11 protein-coding genes and 1 pseudogene are annotated in these 13243 nt (G+C 56.0%); 11 read left to right on the forward strand and 1 reads right to left on the reverse strand.

Annotation, left to right across the window (positions count from 1 at the left end; translation table 11 throughout):
* Positions 1-108: 108 nt before the first annotated feature.
* A complete protein-coding gene (locus tag BM395_RS10475; protein ID WP_090511503.1) occupies positions 109-810 on the reverse strand; it encodes a GntR family transcriptional regulator in 702 nt (233 codons plus the stop codon).
* Between the two features lie 210 nt (positions 811-1020).
* Between BM395_RS10475 and BM395_RS10480 the strand changes: the two genes are divergently transcribed.
* The 11 genes and pseudogenes from BM395_RS10480 (at position 1021) to BM395_RS10525 (ending at position 13024) form a co-directional block, all read left to right on the forward strand.
* A complete protein-coding gene (locus tag BM395_RS10480) occupies positions 1021-2082 on the forward strand; it encodes an aromatic ring-hydroxylating oxygenase subunit alpha (protein ID WP_090511505.1) in 1062 nt (353 codons plus the stop codon).
* The gene (locus BM395_RS10485) at positions 2079-3032 is read left to right on the forward strand and encodes a PDR/VanB family oxidoreductase (protein WP_090511508.1); all 954 of its coding nucleotides are present in this window, start codon (positions 2079-2081) and stop codon (positions 3030-3032) included. The genes BM395_RS10480 and BM395_RS10485 overlap by 4 nt, the downstream gene beginning before the upstream one ends.
* Before the next feature lie 341 nt (positions 3033-3373).
* Positions 3374-4303 carry a LysR substrate-binding domain-containing protein gene (locus BM395_RS10490; protein WP_069899797.1) on the forward strand — a complete coding sequence of 310 codons (930 nt, stop codon included), beginning with the start codon at positions 3374-3376 and terminating at the stop codon, positions 4301-4303.
* A 324-nt stretch (positions 4304-4627) separates the two neighbouring features.
* Positions 4628-5818 (forward strand): aromatic ring-hydroxylating oxygenase subunit alpha, encoded by a 1191-nt coding sequence (locus BM395_RS10495; protein ID WP_090511510.1) that lies wholly within the window; start codon positions 4628-4630, stop codon positions 5816-5818.
* Positions 5819-5828: 10 nt separating this feature from the next.
* Positions 5829-7274 (forward strand): aldehyde dehydrogenase family protein, encoded by a 1446-nt coding sequence (locus BM395_RS10500; protein WP_090511516.1) that lies wholly within the window; start codon positions 5829-5831, stop codon positions 7272-7274.
* Positions 7275-7285: 11 nt separating this feature from the next.
* A pseudogene (locus tag BM395_RS23600) lies at positions 7286-7447 on the forward strand (rubredoxin); the annotation flags it as partial.
* Entirely contained in the window at positions 7436-8668 is a 1233-nt protein-coding gene (locus tag BM395_RS10505) for an FAD-dependent oxidoreductase (RefSeq protein ID WP_244528972.1), read from the forward strand. The pseudogene BM395_RS23600 and the gene BM395_RS10505, both read left to right, overlap by 12 nt.
* 10 nt (positions 8669-8678) lie before the next feature.
* Entirely contained in the window at positions 8679-10010 is a 1332-nt protein-coding gene (locus BM395_RS10510; RefSeq protein WP_069899793.1) for an NAD(P)/FAD-dependent oxidoreductase, read from the forward strand.
* Positions 10007-10393 (forward strand): cupin domain-containing protein, encoded by a 387-nt coding sequence (locus tag BM395_RS10515; RefSeq protein WP_069899792.1) that lies wholly within the window; start codon positions 10007-10009, stop codon positions 10391-10393. Before BM395_RS10510 ends, BM395_RS10515 begins: the two co-directional genes overlap by 4 nt.
* Before the next feature lie 77 nt (positions 10394-10470).
* A complete protein-coding gene (locus BM395_RS10520; protein ID WP_170860583.1) occupies positions 10471-11760 on the forward strand; it encodes an MFS transporter in 1290 nt (429 codons plus the stop codon).
* A 16-nt stretch (positions 11761-11776) separates the two neighbouring features.
* Positions 11777-13024 carry a M24 family metallopeptidase gene (locus BM395_RS10525; protein ID WP_090511521.1) on the forward strand — a complete coding sequence of 416 codons (1248 nt, stop codon included), beginning with the start codon at positions 11777-11779 and terminating at the stop codon, positions 13022-13024.
* The last annotated feature ends 219 nt before the right edge of the window (positions 13025-13243 follow it).

Below are 13243 nucleotides of genomic sequence, written 5' to 3' on the forward strand. Positions count from 1 at the left end.
CAGGGCTGCTTTGGCGACGGGGCAGGCCGCTGCGTTTGCTCAGATCTGCCAAGTTTCGAACACGGTCTATTGCTCTGTGCGGATTCTCGTGCAGCCTTGATTCAGCCATCACTGAATGATTTTGAGCCCGTCCCTCGGCGTGGAGCCGAAAAGATGTGCGTAGCGCAATGTGGCATTGGCGTGCTCACGCATGATCATCTCGGCACGTGCGCCCTGGCCGCTTAACAGCGCATCTACGACGGTGTGATGTTGCATATGGGCAAAGTTGAAGCGGCGGTACTCCAGAGCCAGGTCGTTGCGGTCGACGGCTAATGAGCTGACGGACGCGAAGGGCAGGTGCTCATTGCGGGCAAGCGCCTCGGCGATGGCCATGTTATTGCTGGCGTCGATAATTGCCTGATGAAAGCGCTTATTGATGTCGTGATATTCAGCCAGATCCTCCTCGCTGACGTAGCCCTTGGCGAATAACTGATCGCCTTGTTCAAGGCAGGACAGCAACACCTCACGAATCCCGGTTGGTATCCCGCGTTCTGCTGCCTGGCGCGCGGCCAGCCCCTCAAGAACGCCACGGACTTCAACCGCTCCGGCAAGATCATCGGCGGTCATCTGTTTAACCGTGAAGCCACGGGCGCCGAGCCGAATCAGCAGGCCTTCCTGTTCCAAAGCGCGAAAAGCCATGCGCACAGGCATCCGCGACACGCCCAGCCGTTCGGCTGTGGGAATCTCTGCGAGCCGCTCACCGGCAGGGAACTCGCCGTCGATGATCATCTTGCGTAACAGATTGAGTACGCGCTGGCCTGAACCGCTCATTAAAGCCTCTATTGGATCCAATTAGATTTATAGGTTGCCAATGTACTCTTGAACCAGTCCCTGGTTCCAGTGTTGGATTTGGCGAGTTATCGGAGCTTATTGTGTTCGTTAATCGCACACTCGCTGGATCCAATGGCTAGATTAAGCTCAGTGTTATGAGTAGATTTTGCTTAAGTTGGATCCATTGATAACAATAAGCGAGAGCTGAGCATGTTCCCGAAAAACGCCTGGTACGTTGCCTGCACCCCGGATGAAATTGCGGATAAGCCATTGGGGCGCAAGGTCTGTAACGAGAGCATTGTGTTCTACCGTGGCCACGAAGGCCGGGTCGCGGCCGTTGAGGATTTTTGCCCGCATCGTGGAGCGCCGTTGTCCCTTGGTTATGTGCAGAACGGTCAACTGGTGTGCGGCTACCACGGGCTGGTGATGGAATGTAATGGCAAGGTGGCCGGCATGCCGAATCAGCGTGTGCAGGGTTTTCCGGCAATTCGCAGTTTCCCGGTAGAGGAGCGTTATGGCTTTATCTGGGTGTGGCCGGGTGATCCCAAGCAAGCCAGTGCCGACCTGATTCCTCATCTTGAATGGGCTCAGAATCCTGAGTGGGCGTACGGCGGTGGCTTGTTCCACATCAATTGCGATTATCGGCTGATGGTCGACAACCTCATGGATCTGACCCATGAAACCTATGTGCATGCTTCCAGCATTGGTCAGAAAGAGATCGATGAAGCGCCGGTGACCACTAAAGTTGACGGCCAGAACGTGATCACCAGTCGCTTCATGGAAGGTGTCATGCCGCCACCGTTCTGGCGTGCGGCATTGCGCGGGAATGGTTTGGCCGATGATGTGTCGGTGGATCGCTGGCAGATCTGCCGCTTCTCACCACCAAGCCATGTAATGATTGAAGTGGGTGTAGCGCATGCGGGCAACGGCGGTTATGACGCCGCGCCAGAGCACAAGGCCGGCAGTATCGTGGTGGATTTCATTACCCCGGAGACCGACACATCCATCTGGTATTTCTGGGGCATGGCGCGCAACTTCAAGGCGCAAGACGCTGAGTTGACCGAGACCATTCGCGCGGGTCAAGGCAAGATCTTCTCGGAGGATCTGGAAATGCTCGAACGTCAGCAACGCAACTTGTTGGCGCATCCCGAACGCAATCTGCTCAAACTCAATATCGATGCTGGCGGGGTGCAGTCGCGCCGAATTATCGAACGCATCATTGCAGCAGAAAAACAGGCGGATGATGCAGTTTTCGCCCGGAGTGCATCGTGATGGACGTATTGATCTCGGCCATGCGCCTGGTCGCCAGAGACATTGTCAGCGTTGAGTTGGTTAATCCTGATGGCAGTGACTTGCCAGCATTTGCTGCCGGTTCGCACATCGATGTGCACCTACCCAACGGGCTGGTCCGTCAGTACTCGCTGTTCAATAATCCGCAAGAACGCACTCGTTACTGCATTGCTGTCCTCAAAGACCCAGCTTCGCGAGGTGGCTCGAGCGCTGTGCACGAAGCACTGCGCGTCGGCCAGAGAATATGGATCAGCGAGCCACGCAATCTGTTTGCGCTGGATGAAAGCGCACCGCGAAGTGTGTTGTTCGCCGGGGGGATTGGTATCACGCCGATCATCTGCATGGCGCAACGCCTGGCTTCAAATGGGGCTGCGTTTGAACTGCACTATTCGAGTCGCTCTGCGCAGCAAGCGGCGTTTGTCAGGCGCCTGCAGCAGCTCGAATTTGCCGCCAATGTTCATGTTCACCTTGATGATGGTGATGAGCAACAACGGCTCGACATTACAGCTGTTCTGGCCAGGCAATGCACGCAAACCCACTTGTACGTCTGCGGGCCAACGGGCTACATGGACTTTGTACTTGAGAGTGCGCGAGCATTGGGCTGGTCGGAAAATCGCCTGCACCGCGAATACTTCAGCGCTGCGCCTACAGTTACGGCTGATGACACTAGTTTTGAAGTCCGGTTGAACAGCAGCGGTCTGGTGTTGCAAATTCCGGCAGACAAAACGGTGGTACAAGTTCTCGATGAAGCTGGCGTGATCATTCCTGTGTCGTGCGAGCAGGGCATATGCGGCACTTGCCTGACTCGCGTGATCGACGGCCAGCCCGACCACCGCGATGCCTTTATGACACCCGCTGAACACGCTATGAACGACCAGTTCACACCCTGTTGCTCACGGGCTAAAAGTGCTTGTCTGGTGTTGGATATTTAGGCGAACGTCGGCAATCGTCTGAAAAGCAGAGACTTTTCGTGCGATCCATATAACATGCGTTTCTGATATTAGGAGGGCATTCTCAAGTCTGAAATCGACTCAAGAAAAGTCTGCCTGAGTGCAGGCTTTTTGCTTTTATTGCAGCGACTTACCGGTGGTCGTTTTCTCACAAATTGATGCAGTCGATTTGCAGAAAACACTGGCGGAGTGAATCTCGGATGGCGTAAAAGGCGGGCTCGATATTCGCGACTCGCCAGTCATTTCTCTCAACAATTCACTGGTTGATTGAGTTGGAGCGCGGCAGCGGGTCGATATAAAAACAAAGAATTACGGATTGCCTGATGAAAATTAATCCACTGCCGCCACTCAATAGCCTGGTTGCCTTTGAGAGCGCCGCGCGACATTTGAGTTTCACCTTCGCCGCGAACGAGCTCAACGTGACGCAGGGAGCGATCAGTCGCCAAGTGCGTCTGCTAGAGGACTATCTGGGAAAGGCGCTGTTCGAGCGTACAACCCGAGCCATGAGCCTGACCCCAACGGGCAATCAGTATTACGAGGTTGTGCGTGAGTCTTTGCTGCAACTCGCCAGTGCCACCGGCGAGATCCGCCATTGGCGCGGCGCCCAGCAAGTCACGGTGGCCACCAGCACGGCAATGGCGTCGCTGTGGTTACTACCAAAAGTTGCCGAGTTTCAGCGTGACAACGAAGACATCGACCTGCGCATAATCGCCTACGATCACGTCAAGGACTACTCGCGACTGGACTGCGATCTGGCGCTTTACTATTGCCGAACTGCGCCCAAAGGCATGCAGGTTACGCCGTTGTTTTCCGAAGAAGTATTCCCGGTGTGCAGCCCGGGTTATTTGGCCAAGCACCCAGAGCTTGTGAGCGTCGAACAATTTTCTACCTGCACCTTGCTATGGCTTGAGGATCCGCAGCGCGATTGGATCGGCTGGTCCGAGTGGTTCTTGCGCCTCGGCCGGAAGATGGTCGAGCCCAAGCACCGGATCAACATCAACAGCTACTCGATGCTGTTGCAGTCCGCGATCAGCGGGCAGGGTATAGCCCTGGCCTGGTCGAATCTGGTTGATAACCATCTGCAAACTGGTGCGTTGGTGCGTCCTGTTCAGTCAACCTTGCTCACCGAGGGTCAGTTCTGCCTGCTTGAGCCCAGCAACCGGACGTCTTCCCGTCAGAGCGTCAAGCAGTTTCGCTCCTGGTTAATCTCGCAACTTCCAACCCTTCCCGATGCTGTTGACGTTGGTCTCTGATCCGCGTTTTCAGCAGATGCGCCGGTGTGCTCATTGCATGTAACGCAATGAGCACACCGGCGGTTCTTCGCGCGCGCGTATTGCCCAGCTGATGCGCTATTTTTACGCATGGATTGATGAGCGTTTGTCATATGTATGCTGGGTTTATCACTAAAGTCCGCCAATAGCGGTGGCTGGCTAATTACCTGTGATAAAAAGTCATAAATGCTGACGAAAATAATCGTTTGTCGCTAATCCCTGTTTTTCTCGAAACTCGCGGTCAACGGAGAGTGGCCAATGCGCCTGCCGAACCTGACCTAACGTGCCCAGCAGGGGAGAAAAACAATGAACAATTCCATCTCTCAACGCATTCCCGTTCAGCAACTGGAAAGTGTCCTCAATCCAATCCATCAAGCCACTGGTCTTGGTAACGAGTTCTATACCGAGCAGCGCTATTTTGAGCTGGAGCGCGATGAGGTGATGGGTAAAACCTGGGCGTGTGTCGGCTTTGCCAGTGACTTGACCAAGAATGGTTCGGTCAAGCCGATCGATTTCATGGGTTTGCCGTTGCTGTTGATGCGCAATCGCGAAGGCCTAGTCCAGGTCTTTCACAACGTGTGCAGCCATCGCGGCATGAAACTGGTGCAAGAAGAAGGCGAAGTGCAGGGTGTTATTCGCTGCCCATACCATTCCTGGACGTATGACCTTAATGGCAGCTTGCGCGGTACACCGCATGTTGGCGGTATCGACAAGCACAAAGATGACCGTTTCGCTTGCGAGAAGCATGGCCTCAAGGCTTTGCGCAGTGCTATCTGGATGGACATGGTGTTCATCAACCTGTCCGGCGACGCACAGCCGCTGGAGGACATGCTCGCCCCGCTGACCGATCGCTGGACCCAGTTCCTCGGTGCCGACGGCATGGATTTGCTGCGCCGTCGCCCTGGTTTTGATGCCACCACGCTGGACATCAATTGCAACTGGAAACTGGCCGTCGAGAATTATTGCGAGGCTTACCACCTGCCGTGGGTTCACCCGAGCCTGAACACCTATTCGCGACTTGAAGATCACTACAACATCATGTTCGGTGACAGCTTTGCCGGGCAAGGCAGCTACGCCTACAACCTGTCTGACGTGGCCGGTACGCACCTGCCAATGTTCCCGAGCTGGCCACAGGATCGTCTGCGCAATGCCGAATACGTGGCGTTTTTCCCTAACGTGCTGCTTGGCATTCAGGCGGATCACGCTTTTGCCATGCAACTCGAGCCGGTTGCACCTGGGCGCACCATTGAGCATCTGCGCTTGTTCTATGTCGGTGATGAGGCGCTTAACGACGAGTATGCCGCCTGCCGCAACTCGATTCTTGAATCTTGGAAGGTGGTTTTCGCTGAAGACATCAGCTCGGTAGAAGGCATGCAGAAAGGCCGTTACTCACCTGGCTACAAGGGCGGCGCATTCTCGCCCGAGATGGACATCCCGACCCACTTTTTCCACACCTGGGCGGCGCGTCAATTCTTGTCCACCGACCAGTTGGCCTGAGGAGAGAGTCATGAGTGCAATTGCTAATCACTGGCTTAATTTTATCGACGGCGAATGGGTCGACAGCTCCAGCCGTCTCAGCGTCAATCAACCTGCCACAGGCGAGCCGCTGGCAACCATTGCTCAGGCTTCGGTTGCAGATGCTCAGCGCGCCCTCGAGGCAGCACGGCGTTGTGCTGACAGCCAAGCAATGAGCCGGGTGCGTCCGGCGCAACGAGTGACCTGGCTGTTGCAAATAGCCGCCGAGATTCGTGCAGTAGCCGAAGAGGGCGCCTGGGTCCTTTGCCAGGAAAATGGCAAAAGCCTGAACGATGCGCGTGATGAGTTCACCGAGGCCGCACGCTACTTCGAATACTACGCTGGCATGGCGGACAAGATCGAAGGCACTTCGATTCCGTTGGGTAATGGCTACATGGATTTTACCCAATACGATCCAATGGGCGTCTCGGCGCAAATTGTGCCGTGGAATTTCCCTGTGTCAATCTGCGCACGCTCTCTGGCCCCCGCTTTGGCAGCAGGGAACGCGGTGGTGATTAAGTCGCCAGAACTGTCGCCGCTGGGAATGTGTGTATTGATCAAGGCCATCGCCAAAGTCGATTTGCCCAAAGGTGCGGTCAACCTCATCTGTGGGCGCGGACGTGAAGTGGGCAATTATCTGGTCAGCAGCAAACAGGTTGATCAGATTGTATTTACCGGCTCGGTGCCAACCGGACAGTCTATCTTGCGTGCTGCTGCTGAGAATGCCACCCCAAGCGTTATGGAATTGGGCGGTAAATCGGCGGCATTGGTGTTTGCCGATGCCGACCGTGAGCAAGTGTTGTCGAGCGTCAAGGGTGGGATTTTCTTCAACGCAGGCCAAGTCTGTTCAGCCATGTCGCGGCTGTTGGTGCAACGTGAAATCTACGAAGAAGTGGTTGAGTCAGTGGTTCAGCTTGCCCAGGGTCTGACGGTCGGAGCGGGTGAGCATAATCCGGATCTCACGCCGGTAATCAGCGCGGCGCAGTTGTCCGGTATCGAGAAGCTTTGCCGCCGCGCCGTCGAGGAAGGTGCAATTGTGGCAACCGGTGGCGAAGCCTTCAGTGATCGCCATGGCCACTTCATGCGGCCCACGGTATTGCGCGATGTAACGCCGCAAATGGGCATCGCTCAGGAAGAAGTGTTCGGGCCGGTCTTGGCGGTGATTCCGTTCGACACCGAAGAGCAAGCGCTGAGCATCGCCAATGGCACCGATTTCGGCTTGGTGGCCGGTGTGTTCACCCAGGATATCAGCCGCGCCATGCGCTGTACCCGGCGACTGAAAGCAGGCCAGGTATTCATTAATGAGTGGTACGCGGGCGGCATCGAAACCCCCTTTGGTGGCGTGGGCTTGTCTGGCTTCGGGCGTGAGAAAGGCCAGGAGGCGCTGTACAGCTATGTGCGGACTAAAAACGTCGCGATTCGTGTGACTGGCGAGTGACGGAGGCAATCATGAAAAAGTGGCTCTGTGTGGTGTGCGGCCTGATTTACGACGAGGCCGAAGGCTGGCCTAAAGACGGAATTGCCGCAGGTACTCGCTGGGAAGACGTACCCGAAGATTGGGTATGCCCGGAGTGTGGGGTTGGTAAAAGTGATTTTGAAATGCTCGAAATCAATGAGCCGGTTATTGCTGTGGCGGCTGCGCCGGTTAAGCCGGCTCCTGTTGCAGCGGCTCTGCCGCGTCAGCCTATCGTCATCATCGGCAGTGGTTATGCAGGTTATGGCTTGGCTCAGGCACTGCGTCGCAGTGACGCCAATGTTGAAATTCGCGTGCTGACTCAGGATTCCGGACATCTGTATTCAAAGCCTGCATTGTCTATCGGCCTGGCTCAGGGCAAGACCGCTGAGGGGCTGACAGGTGAGTCAGCAATGGCAATCGAAAAGCGTCTGGGCTTGCGAGTTTATGCGCACTGCAAGGTAGATAAAATCGACAGCAACAAGCGTGTACTGCACACCAATTTAGGTGAGATGGAGTACGGCCAACTGGTTCTGGCCAGCGGTGCATCGCCAATTCGCCTGCCTATTTCCGGAGACAATGAAGCGCTGCTCAGCGTTAACAACCTCAACGATTATCAGCGTTTTCGTGAGCGTCTGGTGGGCATTAAGCGTGTGGCAATTCTGGGTGATGGGCTGATTGGCTGCGAGTTTGCCAATGACCTTGCCAGCAATGGTTTTGATGTGAGTGTTATCGGTTTGGGCCAATGGCCGATGGAGCGTCTTCTTCCGGCGGATGCCGGCCAGCATTTACAGCGTGCATTGAGCGAGCAGGGCGTTAGCTGGTATCTGCGCAATTCACTTGAACGGGTTCAGCGTAACGAACATGGGTACAACCTTAGCCTTACCAACGGCCAGCAACTGCAAGCTGATCTGGTGCTGTCCGCTGTTGGATTGCGGCCCAATCTGGAACTGGCGCAGCGCAGTGGTATTGCCACCGATCGTGGGATAAAGGTCGACGCTCATTTGCAGACTTCGGTTGCCGGGATCTTTGCTTTGGGTGACTGCATCGAGATTGACGGGCAACTGTTGCCGTATCTGGCACCAATCAACCAGGGCATTCAGGCGCTGAGTAAAACCTTGCTAGGACACGCGAGCCCAGTCAGCTACCCGCTGATGCCGGTCATGGTTAAAACCCCGGCCGCGCCTCTGTGCCTGCTACCGCCCGGAATGGGCACAGCAGGTGAGTGGCGTTGCACGCCAACCGACGATGGCATGAGTGCAGGGTTCTACAGCGCAGAAGGCAAGCTTTGCGGTTTTGTCCTGCTGGGGCGCCAAGCGCAGCTGCAACGCAATAGCTGGATGCAATCCTGCCAAACCGCGCAACAAGCCGTAGCCTGAGGGCCGCATCATGAATAATAAAAGCGTTAATTTGCCTTTGGATGATTCAACTTGCGGTTGGTACAGCGCGCTGAACGACCTCCCTGCGGCGAAGCGTTTACAGGGGATGCAGCGGGCTGATTTTGCAGTTATCGGCGCAGGCTTTGCCGGCCTTGCTGCGGCGCGGCGTTTGGCTGAGCAATTGCCACAAGCGCGGATCATTCTTGTCGATGCCCAGCGTGTTGGGTATGGCGCCTCGGGCCGCAATTCGGGGTTTGTGATTGATCTGCCGCACAAGTTTGCGCTGGAACACCCGGATCCGGCCCACAAGCAACGCCTGTTGTCGCTGAACCGATCAGCCATCAGCCAGTTACAGGGGTTGGTCACTAAGCATGGGATTGATTGTCAGTGGTCTCATGCCGGCAAGTATCAAGGTGCAGTCGGCCCTCGTGGGCAGGCGCATCTCGAGCACTTTGCGAAATTGATGGACGAGTTGGGCGAGCCATTCAAGTGGGTCAATGGCGAGGCATTAGCCGACGTCATCGGCAGTCAGCATTACAGCCAGGCAATCTACACACCCGGATGCTATTTGATGCAACCGGCAGCACTGGTCAATGGCCTGGGGCTTAGCTTGCCCGAGAATGTAGAGCTACTCGAAGAATCGCCCATTCAGCGTCTGGAGCGTGACCCCAATGGTGGATGGATTCTGCACGGCAGCAATGGCCAGATAACCACACCCAAATTGCTCTTGGGCACCAGTATATTCACCCAGGAATTTGGCTTTTTGCGCAATCGCCTGCTGCCGGTGATGACGTTTGCCAGCTGGACGCGACCGCTGAGTGATGCCGAGCTGGCACGGTTCGGCGGCCAGCTCGATTGGGGTCTAACCCCTGCCGATCATGCGGGCACCACCGTGCGCATGACTCAAGATCGTCGGTTGATCATCCGTAATACCTACAAGCACGTGCCCAAGTATGGTCGTAGCACCAGTGATGCGATGCGCGAAGGCGTACGTAATGATCATCGCAAGGCTTTTCTGGCGCGTTATCCGCAGTTGGCCGATGTGCCGTTCACGCATACGTGGGGCGGTGTGTACGCGATTTCGCGTAACTTCACCAACTTCTTCGGTGAGCTGCAGGACAATGTATACGCCTCAGCCTGCGACAACGGCGTAGGTGCCGCTTGGGGCACCATTTCCGGGACCCTGCTGGCCGACTTGGCGATTGGCGCAGATTCAAACCAGCTGCGTGACATTCAGGCGGTAACCGGCATGCCTTCGTTAAATCCCCCTGAGCCATTCCTCGGAATTGGCGTGCGCTCGCGTATACGTTTGGCGGCCTGGAACAGTCGGAGTGAATTATGAGTGTTTTAGTCGCCACTACTGGTAAAGGTCCGGTGTTGCTGGTCGATCACCGCGATCTGGATTTTGCGCTAAGAAGCGCCGCCGGGGATGGCAATGGGCAAGCCTTTGTCGCGCGCGCGATCAGCAATGAGGTCTCGCCCAATATCGGAATCGGCTTTGCTCGCTGGGAAGGGGCAGAAGTGGCCTGGACGCTGTTGTATGACGAAGTGATTTTCGTCATTGAAGGCTGCTTCGAGTTGCAGGCGAATGGTCAGCTGTATCGGGTTGAACCCGGTCAGATGTTATGGATACCCGAAGGCACCGAGCTGGTCTATGGCGGTCACGCGCTGTTCGGTTATGTGGTGCATCCGGGTGACTGGAAACAACGCCACGGCCTGGCATGAGTCGCAGTCACCTCAAATGATCGCTGCGCCCGGCACTGGCTGGGCGCAGCCTGTTTATAGCGGGTTGGAGAACACACATGCTGGGGCTGACTCGGGCATTTGGTGCGTTATATCTGGCGTGCATGCTGATGCAATTGGGTTCCAGCCTCCTGATGACTTATCTGGCGCTGCGTCTTAATGCCAGTGGTGGTGCTGCGGTCTGGAGCGGGGCTTTGATGGCCGCTAATGCGCTCGGTATGGTTCTGGGGGCAAGGCTTGGTCATACGCTGATCGATCGCGTGGGACATATCCGTACCTATGTCGCCTGTGCGGGTGTGATTGCAGCCGGAGTCCTGGCCCATGCATTCAGCGAGAACATGGGCGTCTGGCTGATGCTGCGATTGTTGGTGGGCGTGGCCATGATGTGTCAGCTGATGGTGCTCGAAAGCTGGCTGAACGAGTGCTCGCAAAATCATCAGCGCGGCAGTGTTATGGCCATTTATATGCTGTCGACCTATGTCGGTATGATGCTGGGCCAGCTGGCATTGAGCATCAATGGCGATCTGGGCATTAATGCGCTGCTGGGCGTGGCGATGGCATTCGCGTTATGCCTGGTGCCAGTTGCACTCACCGGCAGTATTCACCCTACACCGCATCCACCCGCGCCGGTTGTTATCAGGCACTTTTTGCACCGCGTGCCGCAGTCGCTGGCAACCGTGCTGGTGTCCGGCATGATCAATGGAAGCTTTTATGGGCTGGCCGCTATTTATGCCAGCGAACAAGGGTTGGATACTGCACAAATCGGGCTGTTCATGGCATTGACCATCGGTGCCGGGTTGTTGGCTCAGCTGCCGTTGGGCCTTCTTTCTGATCGATTCCCTCGTGCCAGCCTGATCAGGCTGGTCGCGGTTATGCTGACCCTGGCCTGTTTGCCGATGGCCATTATCCATGAACTCTCAATGACTGCTTTGATTGGCCTGGGCATTCTGATTGGCTGCCTGCAGTTCTGTCTGTATCCACTGGGCGTGGCCCTGGCAAATGACAACATCGAGGCGCATCTGCGTGTCTCACTCGCCGGCATATTGCTGATTACCTTTGGCCTGGGTTCAGCAGTCGGTCCGCTGATTGCTGGCGTGGTGATGGCCAGTTTTGGTGCTTCCAGTCTGTACTACTTCTTCACCGGTTGCGCCGCCTTTCTGGCAGTGCTGGTGACGCAGCGCAAGGTAACGGGTGTTTATCTGCAAGACGATGCGCCCTTGCAACATCAGGCGACGCCAAGCGGTCTGGCCAGTTCGACGCTGGCTGCTCAGGTTGAGCCGGTTATCCCAGATGCAGATCACGATGACAGGCATGCAGCAGCGCCTGGGGCTGTGCAAGCGCAAATATGAATGACGGAAAATAGCCATGTTTGAAAATAAAAATAAGTATCCAACGGGCCAGTCAAACCAGCAGGTGTTGAAAAACCCTGTCTCAGCCGCCACCTATCGCGCTGCCTGCGCCTTCCGGTTGCAGCGGGTTCGTCAGCAGTTGAGCAAAGAGCAATGTGCTGCGGTGCTGCTATATGACCCGGTGAATATTCGCTATGCCACTGATACCTCGAACATGCAGATCTGGACGCTGCATAACTACGCACGCTACGCCCTGGTGTTTGCCGATGGCCCGGTGATTCTCTGGGAGTTTCATAACTGTGAGCACTTGCATGCCGGCAACAGTTTGCTGGATGAAATTCGCCCCGCGCTGAACTGGAGCTATTTCGGCGCCGGCTCACGCATTAGCGAGAAGGCAGCGCAATGGGCGGATGAGATCGTCGCTACGGTCAAACACCATGCCGGTGCTGATGCAAGGCTTGCAGTGGATCGCGCAGACTTCGAAGGGCTTGAGCTACTCCAGTCAAAAGGGCTGTCTCTCTATGAAGGCCACAGCCTGATGGAACGCGCGAGGATGATCAAATCGGCTGATGAGCTCGAGTTGATGCGTTGGACGATCAGCGTCTGCCAACAAGGCATCCAGCGCATGCACGACGAACAACACCCCGGAATGACTGAGAACCAGCTCTGGGCCTGGCTGCATTATGAAAACATTCGTCATGGCGGTGAGTGGATAGAGACCCGGCTGCTCGCTTCAGGCCCGCGGACTAACCCTTGGATGCAGGAGTCCAGTGACCGGGTTATGCAGGCGGGTGAAGTTGTCTCGTTCGACACCGATTTGATAGGCCCATACGGTTATTGCGCCGATATCTCCCGGGCCTGGACGGTTGGCCATGTTGCACCAACGGATAATCAGCGCAGGCTCTATGCACTCGCGTATGAGCAAATACATTTCAACATGGACCTGCTGCGCCCAGGCCTGAGTTATCGCGATTTTTCTGAGCAGGCATGGGATATCCCGTCAGTCTATCAACCCAATCGCTACTGCTGCATTGCCCACGGTGTCGGGCTTGCCGATGAATATCCGGCGTTGGCGCATAAAGGCGCGGACTGGGAGGGTGCGGGCTACGACGGCGTGTTCGCAGAAAACATGGTGGTGTGCGTTGAAAGCTACATCGGCGAGCAGGACGGTAAAGAAGGTATCAAGCTTGAGCAACAGGTGCTGATTACAGCCCAGGGTTGCCAGGCGTTATCGACTTACCCCTGGCAGACGGATTGGCTTTGATGGGGCTTTGGCGCGGCGCGTGTTTTTGCATGAAGCCTGGTCAATTCAAGTCCATTTGCATCCTGCGTTAGTCGCCAAAAAGTCATGAATAGGCATCGCTGAAACGGACGCGATGCTGCGTCATGGCGTGCATGGAATATTGCGCCGGGTACACGCCTGGGCGTGCACGACCAGCGTGCGATTGCGAAACATAGACTGAGACTTTATCGGTCTTGAAGC

The sequence above is a fragment of the Pseudomonas marincola genome (assembly GCF_900116605.1).
Taxonomy (GTDB): domain Bacteria; phylum Pseudomonadota; class Gammaproteobacteria; order Pseudomonadales; family Pseudomonadaceae; genus Aquipseudomonas; species Aquipseudomonas marincola.